This window comes from Massilia sp. S19_KUP03_FR1 (assembly GCF_036688685.1).
Taxonomy (GTDB): domain Bacteria; phylum Pseudomonadota; class Gammaproteobacteria; order Burkholderiales; family Burkholderiaceae_D; genus JALYUM01.
Map to the genome: position 1 here is coordinate 241,197 of NZ_JAQQPS010000001.1, position 20,736 is coordinate 261,932.

Genomic DNA, 20,736 nt, shown 5'->3' on the forward strand with positions numbered 1-20,736 from the left:
CATGCGGCGCCAACAGGGCTTTACGTATCTCAGCCTGGTGATCCTGCTGGCCATCATGGGCCTGGTGGGCGCTGCGGCCCTGAAAGTCGAGTCCTTGCTGGCGCGCGCCGCCGCCGAACAGGAGTTGCTGGAGATCGGCGCCGCGTTCAGCGCCGCGCTCGACAGTTACGCCGCCGCCACGCCGCAGGGCAAGCCGACCCAGCCGCCGACCCTGCAGGATTTATTGAAGGACAACCGCTTTCCCACCATCCGGCGCCACCTGCGCAAGATCTTCGTCGACCCGATTTCGGGCAAGGCGGAGTGGGGCATCACGTATCTGGGTGACAAGACCGGCGTGATCGGCGTCTACAGCCTGGCGCAGGCGCAGCCCTTGAAGCTGGCCAATTTCGACCAGCGTTTCCAGAATTTCGAAAACAAGACCCATTACGCCGACTGGAAATTCACCGCCAACGGCCAGGGTGCGCTCGAGCGCGCCAGCGACATGACCGGCAAGCCGCCACTGACGCTGCCGGTCACGGCGCCGCCCGCGCCGCCCGCGCCGCCGCCGGTCCCGGAACCACCGGCGCCACCTGCCGCGGAGCCGGAACCGGTCGAACCGCCGGCCGAGCCGGAAGAGCCGGCGCCGGAGCAGGGCCGCGAAGGCTGATCAGCGTGCGCTGCGTTTGAAGTGTTTGAAGCGAAAGCCGAGCGCAAACAGCACCGCGAAATACGCCACCGCAGCCGCACCGATGATGCCGAACAGGGTACCAGCGCGCAAGAACGGCGTGACACGCAGCGCGGGCCAGTCGAACTGGTTCTGGGCCAACCACGCCACCGCGCCGAGTGCGCACGAGGCCATGACCAGTTTCACGAAGAACAGTGCCCAACCCGGCTGCGCGCGATAGATGCCGCGCTTGCGCAGACCGATGAACAGCAGCAGAGCATTCAGGCAGGCGCCCACGCCAATCGACAGCGCCAGGCCGGTCACGCCCAGCAGCGGCACAAAGACGAGATTGAGCAACTGGGTGGCGACGATCACGCCGGTGGCGATGCGCACCGGTGTACGCACGTTCTGTGTCGCATAAAACGCCGGCGCCAGCGTCTTGACCAGGATGATGCCGAGCAGGCCGGCGGCGTAGGCGGTCAGCGGAAGGCTGGAGGCGTGCACTGCCGCGGCGGTGAATTTGCCGTAGTTGAACAGGGTGGCGATGAGTGGCTCGGCCAGCACCGCCATGCCGACCGCGGCCGGCATGGCCAGTAAAAATGTCAGGCGCAGGCCCCAGTCCAGCAGGGACGAGTATTCGGTGGCGTCGCCCTCGGCATTCGCCTTGGACAGGCTGGGCAGCAGCACCGTACCCAGCGCCACGCCGAGTAAACCGATCGGGAACTCCATCAGGCGGTCGGCATATTGCAGCGCCGATACGCTGCCGGCAGCCAGGCTGGCGGCGATGCTGGTATTGATTAACAGGCTGATCTGCGCCGCCGCGACCGCGAACACGGCCGGGCCCATGCGCGCCAGCATGCGCCGCACCCCGGCGTCGTGCAGGCCGGAGAGGGGATTGAAGGAGAGCTTCGGCAGCATGCCGATTTTGACCAGCGCCGGCACCTGGATCGCCACTTGCAGAATGCCGCCGACGCAGACGCCCACCACCATCGCATACACGGGCTGGGCAAAATATTTTACGAGGAACAGTGCCGCCAGGATTTGCGAGACATTCAGCAGCACCGGTGCGAAGGCGGGAATCTTGAATTCACGCCAGGTATTGAGGATGCCGCCGGCCAGCGCCGCCATCGACATGCAAATGATGTATGGGAACATGATACGGGTCATCAGGACCGCATCGTCGAATGCTTCCGGCGCCAGGCCGCTGGCAATCAAGGCTAGCAAACCGGCGCTGCCGAGGATGCCGGCGATGGTCACCAGCAAGGTGGCCCAGACCAGCGAATTGGCGACATGGTCGACCAGGCTCTTGGTGGCCTGGTCGCCGTGCTGGGTTTTGTATTCGGCCAGAATCGGGACAAACGCTTGTGAGAACGCCCCTTCGGCAAACAGGCGGCGCAGCAGGTTGGGGATGCGGTAGGCGATGATGAAGGCATCGGTGTAGGCGGAGGCACCAAAGGCGCGCGCGAACAGGCTCTCGCGCAGCAGGCCGGTGATACGGGACAGCATGGTCATGCTGGAGATTGCTGCGACGGTTTTAAGCAGGTTCATGGGGCCGAATTATAGCGTGGCAAGCAAGTCAACAATAAGCGCATCGGCGGCCGTTTCGTTCACAGCCAACCTTCGAACCGTCATACCGGCGCAGGCCGGTACCCATGGTGAGCGTCTGGCATGGGTGGCCGTGTCGATACTGCGAACGCAGCATGGAAACCTCGCTTTGAATTTTGAATTGCCGGATACGCATTCCTCCGCTATAATCCTGGGCTGTACAGAATTCTGTTACGCAGACACTAATGTTTGGCAAGCACTGGTTTGACAGCAAGCTTATTTCGGAAAAATGAATGAGCGTGTTTGACGAACATGAATGTTTGCAAACGCAACTTGACCCGAACTAGGAAATTCCATGGCAAATACCGCACAAGCGCGCAAACGCGCTCGTCAAGCAGTTAAGCAAAACGCACAAAATTCGTCGCAGCGTTCCACCTTGCGTACCGCCATCAAGGCTGTCCGTAAAGCGATCCAGGCTGGCGACAAAGCAGCTGCTACCGCAATCTTCCAGACTTCGGTCTCGAAAATCGACAGCATCGCTGACAAGAAAATCATCCACAAGAACAAAGCTGCACGTCACAAGAGCCGCCTGGCCGCTGCCCTGAAGGCACTGTCGGCTTAATTGACGATCGTGCGCGCGACCCAGGTCGCGCAGGCAGAGTTAGTGCTTGGAAAAACCCGCCCGATCATCGATCCGGCGGGTTTTTTCGCTTCCCGTACCGATTCGTTTCGCCCAGCATGGGATAATGTGTAACAGAACGAATTTTCGAGTTTCAGACCTTGCGACAATGTTCGCAAACACCGAGGAAAACGCGCATGAGCAGTGATCAGACCATCATCTATACCCTGACCGACGAGGCGCCACTGTTGGCGACCCACGCCTTCTTGCCAGTCGTCTCCGCCTTCGCCAAGGCGGCCGGCGTGACCGTCGAGCCTAGCGATATTTCCGTTGCGGCCCGTATCCTGGCCAGCTTCCCTGAATTGTTGACGCCGGAGCAGCGCGTGCCGGATGCCCTGATCGACCTGGGCGCCAAGACACTCCAGCCAGAAACGAATATCATCAAATTGCCGAACATCAGCGCCTCGGTATCGCAGCTGGAAGCGGCCATCAAGGAACTGCAGGACAAGGGCTACCCGATTCCCGACTATCCCGCCGACGCCAAAACCGATGAAGAAAAAGCCCTGAAAGCCAAGTACGGCAAGTGCATCGGTTCGGCCGTGAACCCGGTCCTGCGCGAAGGTAACTCCGACCGCCGCGCGCCGCGCGCCGTCAAGGAATACGCCCGCAAGAACCCGCACTCGATGGCCAAATGGTCGCCGGCCTCGCGCACCCACGTGTCGCACATGACCGAAGGCGATTTTTATCACGGTGAGAAATCGCTGACCATCGCGGGCGCCCGCGATGTCAAGATGGAGCTGATTACCAAGAGTGGAAAAGCAATTGTCCTGAAGAACAAGGTGTCGCTGCTCGACAGCGAAGTCATCGACTCGATGTTCATGAGCCGCAAGTCGCTGCTCAAGTTCTACGAAGAGCAGATCGAAGACGCCAAAGAAACCGGCGTCATGTTTTCCCTGCACGTCAAGGCGACCATGATGAAGGTCTCGCACCCGATCGTGTTCGGCCACTGCGTGCGCATGTTCTACAAGGAAGCGTTCGAAAAACACGGCGCGCTGTTTGACAGCCTGGGCGTGAACGTCAACAACGGCATGGCCGACCTGTACAACAAGATCGACACGCTGCCGGTCTCGCAGCGCGACGAAATCATCCGTGATATCCACGCCTGCCAGGAACACCGTCCGGCGCTGGCCATGGTCGATTCGGCCAAGGGCATCACCAACTTCCATTCGCCGAACGACGTCATCGTCGACGCCTCGATGCCAGCCATGATCCGCGCCGGCGGCAAGATGTACGGCGCCGACGGCCGCCTGAAGGAAGTCAAGGCAGTCATCCCGGAAAGCACCTTTGCCCGCATCTATCAGGAAATCCTGAATTTCTGCAAATGGCATGGCGCGTTCGATCCGAAAACCATGGGCACCGTGCCGAACGTCGGCCTGATGGCGCAGCAAGCCGAAGAATACGGCTCGCACGATAAAACCTTCGAAATTCCGGAAGACGGCGTGGCCAACATCACCGACCTGGCCACCGGCGAAGTGCTGTTGTCGCAAAACGTCGAGCAGGGCGATATCTGGCGCATGTGCCAGGTCAAGGACGCGCCGATCCGCGACTGGGTCAAGCTGGCCGTCGCGCGCGCGCGCAACTCGGGTATGCCTGCCGTGTTCTGGCTTGACCCGTACCGTCCGCATGAGAATGAGCTGATCAAAAAGGTCCGGACCTACCTGAAGGACCACGACACGACCGGCCTGGACATCCAGATCATGTCGCAAGTGCGCGCCATGCGTTACACCTGCGAGCGCGTGATCCGCGGCCTGGACACCATCTCGGTGACCGGTAACATCCTGCGCGACTACCTGACCGACCTGTTCCCGATCATGGAACTGGGCACCTCCGCCAAGATGCTGTCGATCGTCCCGCTGATGGCCGGCGGCGGCATGTACGAAACGGGCGCCGGCGGTTCGGCCCCGAAACACGTGCAGCAGCTGGTTGAAGAAAACCACCTGCGCTGGGATTCGCTGGGCGAGTTCCTGGCGCTGGCGGTCTCGTTCGAAGACCTCGGCATCAAGACCGGCAACGCGAAAGCCAAAGTGCTGGCCAGGACGCTCGACGCCGCCACCGGCACGCTGCTGGACAACCGCAAATCGCCATCGCCGAAAACCGGCGAGCTCGACAACCGCGGCAGCCAGTTCTACCTGTCGATGTACTGGGCAATGGCGCTGGCCGCGCAAACCGACGATGCCGAGCTGGCAGCGTACTTTGCGCCGGTTGCCAAAGCGCTGACGGCGAATGAAGCGACCATCGTCGCCGAATTGTTGGCAGTGCAGGGCAAGCCGGTCGATATCGGCGGCTACTACAAACTGGACGAAGCCAAGGTCAGCGCAGCAATGCGTCCTAGTCCGACCTTCAACGCCACGATCGACGCACTGGTGTAACCCGCACCTGCTTGATCAAAACCCGCCTGGCCTGACGGTCTGGCGGGTTTTTTTATTTCTTGATCAATCCAGCCGACACCTGCACGAACTCGCCCGGCATCAATGGGTGCGTCGCCAGAGAAAATGGCCCGATGCTGCTGCGCACCAGGCGCAGCGTGGGCAGGCCGACGGCGGCCGTCATCCGGCGTACTTGCCGGTTCTTTCCTTCTTCCAGCGTGATGGCGATCCAGCTGGTTGGCTTGTCGGCGCGCGCGCGGATCGGCGGGTTGCGTGGCCATAGCCAGTCCGGCGCGGCGATCTGCACGGCACGGCATGGTTTCGTGATGAAGTCGCCGAGGTCAAGCGGGGCTTGCAAGCGCGTGAGCGCCGCGGCGTCGGGCACGCCATCGACCTGCACCAAATAGGTTTTCGCTTCCTTGTGATCAGGGTGGGCAATCTTGTGCTGCAGGCCACCATCGTCGGTAAGCAGCATCAGGCCTTCGCTATCGGCGTCGAGCCGACCGGCAGGATAGACGCCGGGAATGGTCACATAATCGGCCAGCGATTCACGACCTTCCTGCGGGGAAAACTGGCAGAGCACCTGGAAAGGTTTATTGAAAAGAATGAGCATAGACGCAACTTGTAATGTAGTCGGGCATAATAGTTCATCTGCAAAGCAGAGCATGACTTATACCGATTAATAAAGAGAGCGCGATGTATCAACATATCCAAGTGCCGGCGGACGGCCAGAAAATCACGGTCAATCCCGATTTGACGCTGACTGTACCAGACAACCCGATCATCCCTTACATCGAAGGCGACGGCACCGGTCGCGACATCACGCCGGTGATGCTGAAGGTGGTCGACGCCGCCGTCGCCAAGGCCTATGGCGGCGCGCGCAAGATCGGCTGGATGCAGATCTATGCCGGCCTGAAGGCCACCGAAGTCTACGGTCCCGACGTGTGGCTGCCGGAAGAAACCCTGGCCGTGTTGCGTGAATACATCATCTCGATCAAGGGCCCGCTGACCACGCCGGTGGGTGGCGGCATTCGTTCGCTCAACGTGGCGCTGCGTCAGCAGCTCGACCTGTATGCTTGTATCCGTCCGGTGCGTTATTTCGCCGGCGTGCCGTCGCCGTTGAAAGCGCCGGAGAAAACCGATATGGTGATCTTCCGTGAGAACTCGGAAGACATTTATGCCGGCATCGAATATGTGCAAGGCTCGCCGGAAGCGAAAAAACTGATCGATTTCCTGGTGCAAGAAATGGGCGTCACCAAGATCCGCTTTCCGCAAACCTCGGCGATCGGCATCAAGCCGGTGTCGGTGGAAGGCACCGAGCGCCTGGTGCGCAAGGCGATCCAGTACGCGATCGAGCATGACAAACCATCGGTGACCATTGTCCACAAGGGCAATATCATGAAGTACACCGAGGGCGGGTTCCGCGACTGGGGCTACGCGCTGGCGCAGAAGGAGTTCGGCGCCGTACTGATTGATGGCGGCCCATGGTGCAAGTTCAAGAATCCGAACACCGGGCGCGACATCGTCATCAAGGATTCGATCATGGACGCTTTTTTACAACAGATTTTGCTGCGCCCGGTTGAGTACAGCGTGATCGCCACCATGAATCTGAACGGCGACTATATTTCCGACGCCTTGTCGGCGCAGGTGGGCGGCATCGGCATTGCGCCGGGCGGCAACCTGTCCGACTCGATCGCGATGTTCGAGGCGACGCACGGCACCGCGCCCAAGTATGCTGGGAAGAATTACGTGAATCCGGGGTCCTTGATCCTGTCGGCGGAAATGATGCTGCGCCATCTGGGCTGGCTGGAGGCCGCCGACCTGATCATCGCATCGATGCAGAAGGCGATCGCATTGAAGCGGGTGACCTACGATTTTGCACGCATGATGGAAGACGCGACGCAGGTGTCGTGCTCGGGCTTTGGCGACGTGATGATCGAGAATATGTAAATCAGACGGACGAAAAAAAACCCTGCCGCAGCAAGGGTTTTTTGCTTGCGATCCGGGGAGGAATCAACCGCCCTGGATGTTCGATGCTTGCTTGCCTTTAGGACCTTGGGTGACTTCGAACGTCACTTTTTGACCTTCTTTGAGGGTCTTAAAACCGTTCATGTTGATTGCGGAAAAGTGCGCAAACAAATCTTCGCCGCCATCGTCTGGGGTGATGAAGCCAAAGCCTTTGGAATCATTGAACCACTTAACAGTACCTGTTGCCATAAAAAGAACTTTCAAATTAAATTCGAATCACACGAGCCATAAAGGCAAAGAAGCTTCCTGCCCTCTCAGCCTGCTCACTTCTTTATCAACAAGTACAAAAATACAAGTCGATTAGCCATTGTTGGTCTGAAAAGCAACGAAAGTCAAGCGCTTTTCAAATGCTGTTGCCGAATCATCCACAGCAGGGCAAAAACGACGCACTTGTTTTTCGCAATCGGAACGCCATCTGCGCTTGACTACGAAAAAGCGTAAGATGGAACCATATCGAACTGGCCTGATGTTTACGTAGGGCATCAGCAAATGAAAGCACTAGAATAGACGTATGGCAACTAAGCACGATACTGAAGAACTGCTGGAGCGGCAGGTAGTCAAGCCGCCGCCGCTGTACCAGGTGGCGCTGCTCAACGACGACTACACACCAATGGAATTTGTGGTGGCGGTGATCCAGGAGTATTTTAATAAGGATCGCGAGACGGCAACGCAGATCATGTTGTCGGTTCATCGCCACGGGAAAGGTGTGTGCGGCGTGTTTTCCAAAGATATAGCGTGTACCAAAGTGGAGTTTGTCTTAACGCATGCGCGCAAGGCGGGGCATCCCCTGCAGTGCGTGATGGAGGAAGTATGATTGCGCAGGAATTAGAAGTCTCTTTACACATGGCCTTCGTGGAAGCCCGCCAGGCACGGCATGAGTTCATTACCGTTGAACATTTGCTGCTCGCCTTGCTGGACAACCCATCGGCCGCTGAAGTCCTGCGTGCATGCGCGGTCAATATTGACGACTTGCGCAAGACTTTAACCAATTTTATCGGGGACAACACACCGACGGTGCCTGGCACCGGCGAAGTGGACACCCAACCGACACTCGGCTTTCAGCGCGTGATTCAACGCGCCATCATGCACGTGCAGTCCGCCTCGAATGGCAAGAAGGAAGTCACCGGCGCAAATGTGCTGGTCGCGATCTTCGGCGAGAAGGATTCGCACGCGGTCTACTACCTGCATCAGCAGGGCGTGACCCGCCTGGACGTGGTGAATTTCATTTCGCACGGCGTGCGCAAGGACCAGCAGGTCGATGCCCAGAAGGCATCGGAAGGCGTGGAAGAGCCGCAAGTCGAAGGGCAGGCCAAGGAAAGCCCGCTCGACCAGTTCACGCTCAACCTGAACAAGGCAGCTGCCGAAGGCAAGATCGATCCACTGATCGGTCGTGAAGAAGAGGTCGACCGTGTCATCCAGATCCTGTGCCGCCGCCGCAAGAACAACCCGCTGCTCGTCGGTGAAGCCGGCGTGGGTAAGACCGCCATCGCCGAAGGTCTGGCATGGCGCATCGTCCAGGAAGATGTCCCGGAAATCCTGCAGAACGCTGTCGTGTTCTCGCTGGACATGGGCGCCTTGCTGGCCGGTACCAAATACCGCGGCGACTTTGAGCAGCGCCTGAAGGCGGTTCTGAAGCAGTTGAAGGAAACGCCGCACGGTATCCTGTTCATCGACGAAATCCACACCATCATCGGTGCGGGTTCGGCCTCGGGCGGCACGCTGGACGCGTCCAATCTGCTCAAGCCGGCCCTGGCGAACGGCCAGCTCAAGTGCATCGGTGCGACCACGTTCACGGAATACCGTGGCGTGTTCGAAAAAGACCATGCCTTGTCGCGCCGCTTCCAGAAGGTCGACGTCAACGAGCCGACGGTCGAACAGACCATCCAGATTTTGCGTGGCCTGAAATCGCGCTTCGAAGAGCACCATGGCGTGAAGTATTCGTCGTCGGCGCTGTCGACGGCGGCCGAGCTGGCGGCACGTTTCATCAACGACCGTCATTTGCCCGACAAGGCGATCGACGTCATCGACGAAGCGGGTGCAGCGCAACGTATCCTGCCGAAGTCGAAGCAAAAGAAAACGATCGGCAAGACCGAGATCGAGGACATCATCGCGAAAATCGCGCGCATTCCTCCGCAAACGGTCAATCAGGACGACCGCAGCAAGCTGCAGACCATCGACCGCGATTTGCGCAACGTCGTATTCGGCCAGGAGCCGGCCATCGATGCGCTGTCGTCGGCCATCAAGATGGCGCGTGCCGGTCTCGGCAAGACTGACAAGCCGATTGGCTCGTTCCTGTTCTCGGGACCGACCGGTGTCGGCAAGACCGAGGTGGCCAAGCAACTGGCGTTCATCCTGGGCATCGAGCTGATTCGTTTCGATATGTCGGAGTACATGGAGCGTCACGCGGTATCGCGCCTGATCGGTGCGCCGCCGGGTTACGTCGGGTTCGACCAGGGCGGTTTGCTGACCGAAGCCATCACCAAGAAACCGCATGCGGTGCTGTTGCTGGACGAAATTGAAAAAGCCCACCCGGACATTTTCAACATCCTGCTGCAGGTGATGGACCACGGCACGCTGACCGACAACAACGGGCGCAAGGCCGACTTCCGCAACGTGATCATCATCATGACCACGAATGCTGGTGCGGAAAGCCTGACCAAGCGCTCGATGGGATTCACCGACAGCAAGGCTGCCGGCGACGAGATGGCCGACATCAAGCGCATGTTCACGCCGGAATTCCGCAACCGGATCGATGCGATCATCAGCTTCCGTGCGCTGGACGAAGAAATCATCCTGCGCGTGGTCGACAAGTTCCTCATGCAGCTGGAAGAACAGTTGCACGAGAAAAAAGTCGAGGCGATCTTCACCGAGAAGCTGCGCAAGTTCTTGTCGAAGAAGGGTTTCGATCCGCAGATGGGCGCGCGTCCGATGGCACGCCTCATCCAGGACATGATCCGCAAGGCGCTGGCCGACGAGCTGTTGTTTGGCCGCCTGGTCAACGGCGGGCGCATCACGGTCGACCTGAACGAGAAGGACGAAGTCGTACTGGAGTTCCCGGAGTCCGATCCGCTGCCGCCACCGGCGCCGGCAGAGACTGTCGAAATCGAGTAAGCACCCAAAAAACCCGGCAGCGCCGGGTTTTTTACATTTGAAACCCTTTCATCTCTGCCACGCTGCCGGCCATGAACTCGATGAACAAGGTGGTACGCAGCGGACGGTAGCGCCGCGATGGCATCAACAGTGACAGTTGCTGGTTTTCGCCGCGCCATGCCGGCAGCACGGTGACCAGGGCGCCGGATGCCAGCAAGTCTTCGACCAGCCAGACCGGACACAGCCCGATACCTGCACCGGCGGCCAGACTGTCGCGGATGGCGACCGCATTATTCACGCGAAACCGTCCGTTCGTTGCAACGGTGACCGTGCGTGAGCCCGCCGTCAGATCGACCAGGTCGCCACGCGGCGCCCAGGCAAAGCGGACATAGTCGTGTTCGGCCAATTGTTCAGGCTGCAACGGGGCGCCACGCGCCGCCAGGTAGGCCGGCGACGCCACCAGCAAGCGCGCCGATGTGCCCAGGCTGCGCGCCACGGCGGTGGGCGGCAGGATGCTGCCGAGACGCAGCGCTACGTCGACGCCTTGTTCCACCAGGTCGACGAAGTGGTCATTCAGAATTAACTCGAGCTGCACCTGTGGATAGCGCGCCAGGAATTGCTGCACCAGGGCGTTGAGGCGCAACTGGCCAAACGCGACCGGCGCATTCACGCGCAGCAGTCCGGCGGCCTGTTCCGTTGCGCCTTGCGCGGCGGCGACCGCCTGGCCGAATTCGGCCAGCACCAGCAGGGCGCGTGCATAGAAACGTTGACCGGGTTCGGTCAGCGTCAGTCCCGTCGTGCTGCGTTCGAGCAAGCGCACCCCGAGTTCGGCTTCGAGCCCGCGCAGCACCTTGCTGATGTGCGGTTGCTGGCTGCCTTCCTCGCGCGCAACGGCGCTCAAGCTGCGCAGTTCCACGGCGCGCACGAAATACCGCATGGCCCTGATCGTATCCATTGCTCACCCATTCCAAAATGGAATATAGGATAGTCGACTTTTCGCTCTACCTCATCAAATTGATTTGACCTACCTTGTCTGACTCCTCACCACTGAAGAACCGACATCATGTTTACTGCCGCCATCCTCTCCGCCGCGCTATGGCAAACCACCTGGTTTGCCGCGCCCCAGCCCACCTGGGACAGCACATTCGTCCTCCCCACCAATATCCCGGTCAGCCTGTCCAACCAGACCGTGCGCGAGGTCGTGCGCAGCAGCGTCGGTGGCAGGCAGGTGCGGGTACAGTTGTCGAATCGTTACGGCAGCACGCCCTTGACCATTGGCGCCGTCCGGATCGCGCTGGCGCGTGACGGCGGCCAGATCGACCCCGCGTCCGAGCGTGCGCTGACTTTCAATGGCAGCGCATCCGTCGTCGTCCCTGCCGGCGCGCCGGTCCTGAGCGACCCCATCGATTTCGTGCTCAAGCCGCTGACGCGCGTGGCGGTCAGCACCGACTTTCCCGCCCCCACGCCGGTGCACACCTTTCACTGGGGCGACCAGCAAACCGCGTATGTCACAAGCGGCAACGCACCCGCGCAGCACGTGAAGGGCCGTTTGTTTCTCACCAGTTTGCTGGTCGATGCCGGTCCGCAAGCGCACACCGTCATCGCCTTGGGCGATTCGATTACCGATGGCAATGGATCGACACCGGACGCCAACCGGCGCTGGCCCGACCTGCTCGCGCAACGCCTGGCGCCAAAGGGTGTGGCGGTGGTGAATGCGGGTATCTCCGGCGCGCGCCTGCTCGGCGACAAGATGGGCGCCAACGCACTGGCCCGCTTCGAGCAGGACGTGCTGGCCCAGCCCGGCGCCAAAACCGTGATTGTTTTATTGGGCATCAACGACATCGGCTGGCCCGGCAGCCCGTTCGCTCCCGGCGACCCCGCCGCCAGCGCAGATCAGCTCATTGCAGGCTACCGGCAATTGATCACCCTGGCCCGCACGCACCAGGTCCGCATCGTCGGCGCCACCTTGCCGCCGTTCGAAGGTGCGCTGGCCGGCACGCCGTTTGCCGGGCATTTCAGCACGCAAAAAGAGCGGGTGCGCATGGCTGTCAACCACTGGCTGCGCACGGCGGGCGCGTTCGATGCGGTGGTTGATTTCGATGCCGTGCTGCGCGACCCGGGCCATCCGGCGCGGCTCTTGCCAGCCTACGATTCGGGCGACCATTTGCATCCCGGCGATGCGGGCTATCAAGCCATGGCAGCCGTGTTTGAAGTGCAAAAATGTTCGGATGACAACAACATTATCACCAATTGTATTTCTTTTAGGTAATATTGACGTCACATTCACCCGGTACAGTGGCGCCATTCTGTTAATGGAACCGCCATGAAACTTTCTTTTCTACCCACCCGGACCCGCATTCTTGCCGCCTTCGGCCTGGTGATGCTGATCATCGCGCTGATCTCGGCAACGGCCGGGTGGCGCATGCAGGCAGCCGACAGCCTGACAACCGACCTGGTGGCCGACAAGCTGGTGCGCCAGCAACTCGCAAGCAGCCTGATCGGCGAAGCGCGGCTGGCCGGCTTGACCACAGTCGCCATCGCCCGCAGCGACAGTCTCGAGGTGGCCGACTATTTCCAGGCGCAGCTGGTACGCGGCGACCAGCAAGCGGCGCGCCTGATGCGCAGCCTGCTGGCCATGCCGCACCAGGCCGATGAAAGCCGCCTGATCGCGGCAGTCCAGGCGCAAGCGCTGGCGGCGACCAACGTGGGCAAAGAAATCATGAAGCAAAAGGACATGGGCCGCACGCAGGACGTGGAGACCATGCTGGCCAACCAGTTGCAGCCAGCGCAGGCGCGCCATGCCGCCGCCCTGCAAGCCTTGCTTGACCTGGAAACGCGCCAGGCGCAGCAACTGGCGAAGGCCTCGACCGCCGCGTCGCACGCCAGCCTGGCGCTGTTGCTGGGCCTGGGGCTGGCAGCGCTGGCGGTGAGCGTGCTGCTGGCCTGGCGCCTGACGCAGTCGATCGTGCCGCCGCTGCAGCAAGCCGTGGCGCTGGCGCAGCAAGTGGCCGCCGGCGACTTGCGCGCAAACATCACGCATGGTCGCAGCGATGAGATCGGCCAATTGTTCGACGCCTTGAACGGCATGACGCGCGCCGTGTCGGCCACGGTGGCGCAAGTACTCGAAGGCGCGCGCGCCATCGATGGCGCCTGCTCCCTGATTGCTCACGGCAACCTCGACCTGGCCGCGCGCAGCGAACGCACCGCCGGCACGCTGGAAGAAACCGCTGCCGCCATGGAAGAGCTGACCAGTTCGGTTCAGTACAACAACACCAGCACCAATGAAGCCGACCGCCTGGCACGCGCCACCTCGCAAGTGGCTGGCAAGGGTGGCCAGGCGGTTGCCGAAATGGTCGACAAGATGCTGGCCATCGGCCAGTCGGCCACGCGCATCGTTGATATCACCAGCATCATCGACGGCATTGCGTTCCAGACCAATATCCTGGCGCTGAACGCTGCCGTGGAAGCGGCGCGGGCAGGCGAGCAGGGCCGCGGCTTCGCCGTGGTGGCGTCCGAAGTGCGCAACCTGGCGCAACGTTCGGCCGCAGCCGCGCGCGAAATCAAGGCGGTGATCGCGGCGTCGAACCTGGAAATTGCAGCGGGCACGACGATGGCGCAGGCAGCCGGCGCCACCATGCAGGAAATCGTGCGCGGTGTCACGAGCGTATCGGAGATCCTGACGGCGATTAACATGGCCAGCACCGAGCAAGCCGCTGGTATCGCCGAAGTTGGGCAAGCGGTGGCCGATATGGACAGCGCCACGCAGCAAAATGCCGCATTGGTGCAACAGGGTGCCAGTGCCGCCGAGGCGATGCGCCTGCAGGCCGGTGAATTGACGGCGCTGGTGGCGACCTTTCAGCTGGCGTCAGCAGCAGCGGCGCCGCCGCAAGGACAAAAAAAGACCGCCCGTATGGCGGCCGTGGCCCAACTGCGCTTCGCCTGATCAGGGCGTTTCGCGCGCGACCAGCTTGATGATCGCCATCGAGCAATTGCCGCCTTTTTCCTGCGAGCGTTCGGCGGCCTTCTCGATCAGGCGTTCGGACGCTGCGCGCGGCGCTTTGCGATGCACCGCAGCGCCAAGTTCCTTGTCCGTAAAGAAATGCCAGAGGCCGTCGCTGCACAGCAAAAAACTGTCGCCGGGCGCCAGGTCGGTGTGGCGGCCCACCGTGACGAACGGTTCCTTGCGGCTATTGCCCAGCAAATTGATCAGCAATTTCGAATGGCGGTGGTTGCGTGCCGCCTCGATCGGCAGGCGGTCGGCCACCAGGCTGTCGATGTATTCGCCGTCGCCGCTGCGGCTGGCGCATTCTCCGCTGACAAAACGGTAGAGGCGCGAGTCGCCCACGTGGGCCCACACCGCTTCCCCGTGCGGGGAGATCAGCAGGCCGACGAAACTGGCATGCGCCTCGGTCTTCGCGGCAATCGCATTCATGCACATCACCATGTGCGCTTCGTGGACGATGTCGCGTAACACTTGTTCCATGCGGGGCAAGTCGGCGTGATCGCTGCCTTTATACAGGTCGAAAACTTGCTTGCCGGTGTGCAGCACTTGCTCGGCGCCGGACGTGCTGTTCAAGCCGTCGGACAATAAGGCCAGCACATAGCCAGGCGCGCGGGCACCCGTCATTAGCGCTACGCGGTCGTTTTGTTGCGGCTGGTTTCCGATATGTTGCGCGGTCCCCGCTTCGATCTTGAATTCACTCATAAAAACTGAAGCTTTCCCTTGCCTGTCACCAGTTCGATATTGGCGGTAACGTCGCTGTAGATTAAACTATGCACCAACATGCACGAATGTTGCAATACGCAAATCTTACATGGCCCGCATACCGAGCGCTTCCACGCTTGCTCATTCTTACAATTCTGTTTGGAACAGCCCCATCATGATCGAAGTGAACGATATCCAGCGCCGCCTGATTGAACTCGACGTGGAACATCGCGACCTGGACGCGGTCATCGACATGCTGATCCTCGATGGACACGCAGACCAGTTACAATTGCGCCGCCTCAAAAAGCGCAAGCTGCAACTGAAAGACCACATCACCTTGCTCAAGATGCAACTGGTGCCGGACGTGCCGGCGTGAACGCTGTTCGCTTCCACTGAAATGCCACTTTGACCGATTCCCTTCCTGACGCCAGCGCCCCAGTCGCAACCACCGACGCTGCCGCCCTGCCTGTGGGCAAGCACGATGCCGAGATCGACCGCCTGTTCGGCGCCGGCGGCCCGCTCGCGCCCGCCGTTGGCAGTTTTACGCCGCGCCGCTCGCAAACCGAGATGGCAAAGTCGGTCGCGTCCGCCATTGCCGGCCAGACCGTCCTGATGGCCGAAGCAGGTACTGGCACCGGCAAGACCTTCGCCTACCTGGTGCCGGCGCTGCTATGGGGCGGCAAGACCATCGTCTCGACCGGTACCAAAAACTTGCAGGATCAATTGTTTTCGCGCGACATTCCGACCGTACGCGCTGCGCTGCGTGCGCCGGTGTCGGTGGCCTTGCTCAAGGGCCGCTCGAATTACGTCTGCCACTACCACCTCGAGCGCACCTTGCAGAACGGCCGCCTGACCTCGCGCGATGACGTCGGCTACCTGCGCGAAATTTCCCGCTTCATCAAGATGACCAGTTCGGGCGACAAGGCCGAGCTGTCCAAAGTGCCGGAAAACGCGCCGATCTGGAACCTGGTCACCTCCACGCGCGACAGCTGCATGGGCGCCGAGTGCCAATACTATCAGGATTGCTTCGTCATGAAAGCGCGCCGCGAAGCGCAGCAGGCCGACGTGGTGGTGGTCAACCACCACCTGTTCTTTGCCGACGTGGCCTTGAAAGACACCGGCGTGGCCGAGCTGCTGCCATCGGCCAACACCATCATTTTCGATGAGGCGCACCAGCTGCCCGATACGGCGACCTTGTTCTTCGGCACCACCGTGTCGAGCTCGCAAGTGCTGGAATTGTGCCGCGACGTGCTGGCCGAAGGCCTGGCGCACGCGCGTGGCGGCCCCGACTGGGCCAAGGTCGTGATGGCAGTGGAAAAAGCGGCGCGCGATTTGCGCCTGACTTTTCCGCAGGACAGCATGCGCCTGGCACTGCCGCAAATTCCGACCAGTTCCGACTTTTTCCCGGCGCTGGAAAAGCTGCAGCTCGAACTCGACGGCATGATCGATACGCTGGAAGACCAGGCCGCGCGCGCCGAAACCATCGAGGCCTGCCGCGTGCGCGCGGTCGACCTGGCCGCGGCCTATAAAGCCTGGAAGCCCGACCCGAAAGGCAAAGTGGCCGCCGGCGAAGAAGCGGTGTTGTGGGTGGAAGCCTTTTCGTCGTCGGTGCAGCTGCACAAGACGCCGCTGTCGATCGCGCCGATTTTTTCCAACCAGCGCGAAGGCACGCCGCGCAGCTGGATTTTTACCTCCGCCACCCTGGCCGTGAAAAGCGATTTTAAACATTTCTCGAACCAGATGGGCCTGACGGGCGAGCCGGCCATGACGTGGCCGAGCCCGTTCGACTACGAACAGCAAGGCTTGCTGTACGTGCCGAACGGTTTGCCGGAGCCGAACTCGATGGGCTACACGGATGCGGTGATCGATGTCGCCTTGCCGGTCATCGAAGCAGCCGGCGGGCGCACCTTTTTCCTGTGCACCACCATTCGCGCGGTAAAACATGTGTCCGAGCGTTTGCGGCGCGAATTCGCCGACCGCGGCCTCGACTATCCCTTGTTCGTGCAGGGCGAGCGCGGCCGCACGGAGTTGCTCGACAATTTCCGCAGCGCGGGAAACGGCGTGCTGGTCGGCAGCCAGAGTTTCTGGGAAGGCGTCGACGTGCGCGGCGATGCATTGTCGCTGGTCATCATCGACAAGCTGCCATTTTCGCCGCCCGACGATCCGGTGCTGGCCGCGCGCATCGAAGTGATGGAAAAGCAGGGCATGAATGGCTTCATGCACCACCAGCTGCCGGAAACCATCATCAACCTGAAACAGGGCGCCGGCCGCCTGATCCGCGACGAAACGGATCGCGGCGTGCTGATGATCTGCGATCCGCGCCTGATTTCCAAGCCGTACGGCAAGCGCATCTGGCAAAGCTTGCCGCCGTTCAAACGCACCCGCCTCGAAGCGGACGTGATTGCTTTTTTCAAGCCTGCGGAATGATCACGACCTTGCCGGTGACCTTGCGCGCCGCCATGTCATTGAGCGCCTGCGCCGTCTGCGCCAACGGATAACGTGCCGAAATGCGCGGCCGGATCGTGCCTTTCGCCAGCCAGTCCAGCAGCTGACGCATGCCGGCCAGGTTGGCCTTCGGTTCGCGCCGGGCAAATTCGCCCCAGAACACGCCGACCACCGACGCACCTTTTAGCAGCATCAGGTTGAATGGCAGCGCCGGGATGGCGCCGTTGGCAAACCCGACGACCAAATAGCGCCCGCCCCAGGCAATCGAGCGGAATGCCGGTTCGGCGTAGTCGCCGCCGACCGGGTCGTAAATCACGTCCGGGCCCTTGCCGCCCGTGGCGGCCTTGATCGCTTCCCTTAAATCTTCGGTGCTGTAGTTGATGCACACGTCAGCGCCATGCTCGCGGCACACGGCAAGTTTTTCGGCGCTGGACGCCGCGGCAATCACCCGTGCCCCCAGCGCCTTGCCGATCTCGATCGCCGCCAGGCCCACGCCGCCGGCTGCGCCCAGTACCAGCATGGTTTCGCCCGCCTGCAACGCGGCGCGATCGACCACTGCGTGATACGAGGTGCCGTAGGTGAGCGTGATGGCGGCCGCAGTATCGAAGTCCATGCCCGGCGGCATCGGCATCAGCATGCTGGCCGGCACCACGGCCTGTTCGGCAAACGCGCCCTGGCGCGTGAAGGCAATCACCTTGTTACCAGTCTTGTAGCCGGCGACGCCTTCACCGACGGCGCGGATCACGCCGGAAAACTCGTTGCCGGGCGTGAACGGCAGCTCGGGCTTGAACTGGTATTTCCCCTGGACCGTCAGGACATCGGGAAAATTCACGCCGGCCGCCTTGACGTCGACGACGACCTCACCGGGGCCGGCGACCAGATCGGACACTTCCTCTACGACGAGATCATCGGGCGGGCCCCACGCTTTGCAGACGACTGCTTTCATTTCTGTCTCCTCGTTAATTTTATTAAACCGTTGGTAAGTAATTATGCCCCAAGGCCCCGCCCGGCTGTGCGTCCGCAAAATGGCGCGTGTTTTGCTTGGCTACAGTCGAAAAGATGCGCATGGCACGGTTACCGTAATCGTTCTGCGATGCATGTCAATACAGGGGGAGAGCGATGGCGATCCGCTACGGTTGTTTCTTCAGTTATGCCCACGGTAAACATGAACTGATGCAGCGTTTCAAGGCCGCCCTGGTGGATGCGCTGCGCTGCTACCTGGAACCGCATTTCGACAACGAGGAAGAGCTGTTCGTCGACACCGAACAGCTGGGGGGCGGCGGCGACCTCGACCTCAAAATTGCACGCGCGATGTGCGAAAGCGTCTGCATGATTCTGATCTACACGCCGAAATACGAAGCGCATGCCTACACGCGGCGCGAGTATGCAGCCATGCAATTGATCGAACAGGAGCGCAGCGCCTGGTACACCATGCCCAGCAACCTGATCATTCCCGTGATCATGACGCAGCACCCGGAACATTTGCCGCCGCAAATTGCCAGCGCGCGCATGTACGTGGACTTTTCGCACTTTACGATGGCCACCACCGACCTCAAATCGAATCCGGAATTTCTGCCGCACATCGACAAGATCGTGAAACGCATTGCCACGCATTATCAGCTGCAGAAAAAGTTCACGCCGCCGGGCCACGACTGCAACCAATTCGTGCTCCCTGCTGTCCCACCACCGTGGCGCGCGACTGCGTCGCTGAATTTTCCGCGCATCTGACCCACCTGACAAAAGGAGAACCATGGACATGCCTAGCATCACGCCAGGTGCCGCGACCGGCGCGGGCGAGCTGACCACGTTTTATGCGTACGACAGCGGCGCGGCGCGCAGCCTGGTGCTGTCGAATATGGCCTGGCTGCTGGCCGGTCCGCGGCACGGCAGCCAGCCGGTGCTGATGATCGACTGGGACCTGGAAGCGCCCGGCCTGCATCACTTGTTCGGCAATGCCGGCGAGCGTCCCGGCTTGCTGGAATTGTTTACCGCCTGCCGCGACCAGCTGGCGGCCATGCCGCAGGACGGCGCGGATGCGCAGGCGAGGGCGCAGCAAATACTGGCCACCCACGACTGGCGCGACTACGTCGAGCGGGTCGATACCAGCCGCCCCCTGTACCTGTTGCGCGCCGGCCGCATCGACGCCAGCTACGGCGAACGCGCCGCGCGGCTCGACTGGGATGCCCTGTTTCTCGCCTGTCCACCCCTGCTGCTACATTGGCGCGTCCAGTTGGCCGCAGCGTTCCGCCACGTGTTCATCGATGCCCGCTGCGGCCGTTCGGCAGCGGTCAGCGTCTGCACCAGCTTGTTGCCCGATAAAATCGTCGGCCTGTTCACGCCATCCAGACGCAGCCTGGACGGCTTGTGCGGGGTGGTCGAGCGCGCCATCGCCTACCGCGTCACCCACGAGGAGGCCCAGCGGCCCTTGCTGCTGTACCCGCTGCCGTGCATGTCCACCCGCAGCGATGGCGCCTGGCCCCAGGCCTGGCGGCGTGTTTGCCGCGCCGCAGCGGCGCAGGTATCTGCGTCCAGCGCTGCGCAGCTTCCGGGTTATCAGCAGGAGCTCGAGTCATTGATGGAAGCGAGCTATGGCCGCACCCACCTGTCGCTGGAAAGCTATTTCGACAAAATACAGTTGGCGCCGCTCGATGCCGGCGACATCCCCGCGAGCGGTGCCGACGCCGACCGCCTGGCCACCGGGCGCACGCTGCTGGCCTTGCTCGACTGGTTTGCCGACGGCTATTTCCCATGGCAATCCCATGCCGAATTGATGCTGCTGCGCACCATCGTCGCGACCCTGGCTGTGGACCAGTCCCACGATGTGCACAAGCTGCTCGGGCGCTTTTCCGAGGCGTATGCGGGGGCGGGGCGCTATGCCGGCAGGGACGCGCCGGTGCAGTTTCCCGCCCTGCGCTCGCTGGCGCATGCCGTGCTGTCGGTGCCGGCGCCGCGCGTGGCCGATGCCGTCACCCACCAGCTCGATCATCTGCAACAACTGGTCGACCGGCAGGCGCTGTCCGAGGCGCGGCCCGTGGCCGACCGGCTGCGCGACCTGGTGCTGTGTCCGGCTGTGGCGCACGCCTTGCGCCGGCGCGGTGCGGCGCTGATCAAGCTGGTGTATCGCCACGACAACGATACCGACGCCTTGCTGGCCTTCACGCAGGATGAACTGGCGTCGCTGGAACAGGTACTGAACGAGGCGGTGGCCGGGCACCCGCTCGCAACGACGTGAAGT

At 61.5% G+C, this 20,736-nt stretch carries 18 protein-coding genes; 12 read left to right on the forward strand and 6 right to left on the reverse strand.

The annotated features are described in order from the left end of the window. Position 1 precedes the first annotated feature (1 nt). The gene (locus tag V6M87_RS01060; RefSeq protein ID WP_332847864.1) at positions 2-646 is read left to right on the forward strand and encodes a type II secretion system protein; all 645 of its coding nucleotides are present in this window, start codon (positions 2-4) and stop codon (positions 644-646) included. On the opposite strand, the gene murJ is transcribed toward V6M87_RS01060, so the two are convergent. Continuing rightward, complete coding sequence (murJ, locus tag V6M87_RS01065; protein ID WP_332847865.1) at positions 647-2,191, reverse strand: murein biosynthesis integral membrane protein MurJ; 1,545 nt, start codon at positions 2,189-2,191, stop codon at positions 647-649. Between the two features lie 352 nt (positions 2,192-2,543). Between murJ and rpsT the strand changes: the two genes are divergently transcribed. After that, entirely contained in the window at positions 2,544-2,810 is a 267-nt protein-coding gene (gene rpsT, locus V6M87_RS01070; protein WP_332847866.1) for a 30S ribosomal protein S20, read from the forward strand. A gap of 194 nt (positions 2,811-3,004) precedes the next feature. After that, positions 3,005-5,236 (forward strand): NADP-dependent isocitrate dehydrogenase, encoded by a 2,232-nt coding sequence (locus tag V6M87_RS01075; protein WP_332847867.1) that lies wholly within the window; start codon positions 3,005-3,007, stop codon positions 5,234-5,236. Between the two features lie 52 nt (positions 5,237-5,288). Here the strand turns inward: V6M87_RS01075 and V6M87_RS01080 are convergent, their stop codons facing one another. Continuing rightward, positions 5,289-5,846 carry a pseudouridine synthase gene (locus tag V6M87_RS01080; RefSeq protein WP_332847868.1) on the reverse strand — a complete coding sequence of 186 codons (558 nt, stop codon included), beginning with the start codon at positions 5,844-5,846 and terminating at the stop codon, positions 5,289-5,291. Between the two features lie 83 nt (positions 5,847-5,929). Here V6M87_RS01080 and icd point away from each other — a divergent pair, with 83 nt between their 5' ends. Beyond that, positions 5,930-7,183: an NADP-dependent isocitrate dehydrogenase gene (icd, locus tag V6M87_RS01085; protein ID WP_332847869.1), complete on the forward strand. Its 1,254-nt coding sequence runs from the start codon at positions 5,930-5,932 to the stop codon at positions 7,181-7,183. 63 nt (positions 7,184-7,246) lie between these two features. Here icd and V6M87_RS01090 read toward each other — a convergent pair whose 3' ends face one another. Beyond that, positions 7,247-7,450 (reverse strand): cold-shock protein, encoded by a 204-nt coding sequence (locus tag V6M87_RS01090; RefSeq protein WP_332847988.1) that lies wholly within the window; start codon positions 7,448-7,450, stop codon positions 7,247-7,249. A 322-nt stretch (positions 7,451-7,772) separates the two neighbouring features. On the opposite strand from V6M87_RS01090, the gene clpS reads away from it, so the two are divergent. Further along, the gene (clpS, locus tag V6M87_RS01095) at positions 7,773-8,075 is read left to right on the forward strand and encodes an ATP-dependent Clp protease adapter ClpS (RefSeq protein ID WP_332847870.1); all 303 of its coding nucleotides are present in this window, start codon (positions 7,773-7,775) and stop codon (positions 8,073-8,075) included. Next, positions 8,072-10,372, forward strand: coding sequence for an ATP-dependent Clp protease ATP-binding subunit ClpA (clpA, locus tag V6M87_RS01100; protein WP_332847871.1), 2,301 nt, complete (start codon positions 8,072-8,074; stop codon positions 10,370-10,372). Before clpS ends, clpA begins: the two co-directional genes overlap by 4 nt. Positions 10,373-10,403: 31 nt before the next feature. Here the strand turns inward: clpA and V6M87_RS01105 are convergent, their stop codons facing one another. After that, a complete protein-coding gene (locus V6M87_RS01105; RefSeq protein ID WP_332847872.1) occupies positions 10,404-11,306 on the reverse strand; it encodes a LysR family transcriptional regulator in 903 nt (300 codons plus the stop codon). Positions 11,307-11,414: 108 nt separating this feature from the next. Here V6M87_RS01105 and V6M87_RS01110 point away from each other — a divergent pair, with 108 nt between their 5' ends. Together V6M87_RS01110 and V6M87_RS01115 are read left to right on the forward strand one after the other, a co-directional pair. Continuing rightward, positions 11,415-12,620, forward strand: coding sequence for an SGNH/GDSL hydrolase family protein (locus V6M87_RS01110; protein WP_332847873.1), 1,206 nt, complete (start codon positions 11,415-11,417; stop codon positions 12,618-12,620). Between the two features lie 54 nt (positions 12,621-12,674). Beyond that, on the forward strand, positions 12,675-14,294 hold the full coding sequence (locus V6M87_RS01115; RefSeq protein WP_332847874.1) for a methyl-accepting chemotaxis protein: 1,620 nt from the start codon (positions 12,675-12,677) through the stop codon (positions 14,292-14,294). Here the strand turns inward: V6M87_RS01115 and V6M87_RS01120 are convergent, their stop codons facing one another. After that, the gene (locus V6M87_RS01120) at positions 14,295-15,056 is read right to left on the reverse strand and encodes a PP2C family protein-serine/threonine phosphatase (protein WP_332847875.1); all 762 of its coding nucleotides are present in this window, start codon (positions 15,054-15,056) and stop codon (positions 14,295-14,297) included. Between the two features lie 175 nt (positions 15,057-15,231). On the opposite strand from V6M87_RS01120, the gene V6M87_RS01125 reads away from it, so the two are divergent. Further along, positions 15,232-15,432, forward strand: coding sequence for a YdcH family protein (locus V6M87_RS01125; RefSeq protein WP_332847876.1), 201 nt, complete (start codon positions 15,232-15,234; stop codon positions 15,430-15,432). Positions 15,433-15,461: 29 nt separating this feature from the next. Beyond that, positions 15,462-17,483 (forward strand): ATP-dependent DNA helicase, encoded by a 2,022-nt coding sequence (locus V6M87_RS01130; protein ID WP_332847877.1) that lies wholly within the window; start codon positions 15,462-15,464, stop codon positions 17,481-17,483. Here the strand turns inward: V6M87_RS01130 and V6M87_RS01135 are convergent. Further along, entirely contained in the window at positions 17,467-18,447 is a 981-nt protein-coding gene (locus V6M87_RS01135) for an NADPH:quinone oxidoreductase family protein (protein WP_332847878.1), read from the reverse strand. The two genes, V6M87_RS01130 and V6M87_RS01135, sit on opposite strands and share 17 nt — an antisense overlap. A gap of 173 nt (positions 18,448-18,620) precedes the next feature. On the opposite strand from V6M87_RS01135, the gene V6M87_RS01140 reads away from it, so the two are divergent. Both V6M87_RS01140 and V6M87_RS01145 read left to right on the forward strand, forming a co-directional pair. After that, positions 18,621-19,229, forward strand: a complete 609-nt coding sequence (locus V6M87_RS01140; RefSeq protein WP_332847879.1) for a toll/interleukin-1 receptor domain-containing protein — start codon at positions 18,621-18,623, stop codon at positions 19,227-19,229. A 22-nt stretch (positions 19,230-19,251) separates the two neighbouring features. Next, positions 19,252-20,733, forward strand: a complete 1,482-nt coding sequence (locus tag V6M87_RS01145) for a hypothetical protein (protein ID WP_332847880.1) — start codon at positions 19,252-19,254, stop codon at positions 20,731-20,733. Positions 20,734-20,736 lie beyond the last annotated feature (3 nt).

What these genes read in the sequence shown, in the direction of transcription:
- icd (WP_332847869.1), top strand. Translation starts at nt 5,930, where the DNA reads ATGTATCAACATATCCAAGTGCCGGCGGACGGCCAGAAAATCACGGTC.
- V6M87_RS01080 (WP_332847868.1), bottom strand. Translation starts at nt 5,846, where the DNA reads ATGCTCATTCTTTTCAATAAACCTTTCCAGGTGCTCTGCCAGTTTTCC.
- V6M87_RS01060 (WP_332847864.1), top strand. Translation starts at nt 2, where the DNA reads ATGCGGCGCCAACAGGGCTTTACGTATCTCAGCCTGGTGATCCTGCTG.
- V6M87_RS01135 (WP_332847878.1), bottom strand. Translation starts at nt 18,447, where the DNA reads ATGAAAGCAGTCGTCTGCAAAGCGTGGGGCCCGCCCGATGATCTCGTC.
- murJ (WP_332847865.1), bottom strand. Translation starts at nt 2,191, where the DNA reads ATGAACCTGCTTAAAACCGTCGCAGCAATCTCCAGCATGACCATGCTG.
- V6M87_RS01105 (WP_332847872.1), bottom strand. Translation starts at nt 11,306, where the DNA reads ATGGATACGATCAGGGCCATGCGGTATTTCGTGCGCGCCGTGGAACTG.
- clpA (WP_332847871.1), top strand. Translation starts at nt 8,072, where the DNA reads ATGATTGCGCAGGAATTAGAAGTCTCTTTACACATGGCCTTCGTGGAA.
- V6M87_RS01110 (WP_332847873.1), top strand. Translation starts at nt 11,415, where the DNA reads ATGTTTACTGCCGCCATCCTCTCCGCCGCGCTATGGCAAACCACCTGG.
- V6M87_RS01120 (WP_332847875.1), bottom strand. Translation starts at nt 15,056, where the DNA reads ATGAGTGAATTCAAGATCGAAGCGGGGACCGCGCAACATATCGGAAAC.
- V6M87_RS01090 (WP_332847988.1), bottom strand. Translation starts at nt 7,450, where the DNA reads ATGGCAACAGGTACTGTTAAGTGGTTCAATGATTCCAAAGGCTTTGGC.
- V6M87_RS01075 (WP_332847867.1), top strand. Translation starts at nt 3,005, where the DNA reads ATGAGCAGTGATCAGACCATCATCTATACCCTGACCGACGAGGCGCCA.
- V6M87_RS01115 (WP_332847874.1), top strand. Translation starts at nt 12,675, where the DNA reads ATGAAACTTTCTTTTCTACCCACCCGGACCCGCATTCTTGCCGCCTTC.
- V6M87_RS01145 (WP_332847880.1), top strand. Translation starts at nt 19,252, where the DNA reads ATGGACATGCCTAGCATCACGCCAGGTGCCGCGACCGGCGCGGGCGAG.
- V6M87_RS01140 (WP_332847879.1), top strand. Translation starts at nt 18,621, where the DNA reads ATGGCGATCCGCTACGGTTGTTTCTTCAGTTATGCCCACGGTAAACAT.
- clpS (WP_332847870.1), top strand. Translation starts at nt 7,773, where the DNA reads ATGGCAACTAAGCACGATACTGAAGAACTGCTGGAGCGGCAGGTAGTC.
- rpsT (WP_332847866.1), top strand. Translation starts at nt 2,544, where the DNA reads ATGGCAAATACCGCACAAGCGCGCAAACGCGCTCGTCAAGCAGTTAAG.
- V6M87_RS01125 (WP_332847876.1), top strand. Translation starts at nt 15,232, where the DNA reads ATGATCGAAGTGAACGATATCCAGCGCCGCCTGATTGAACTCGACGTG.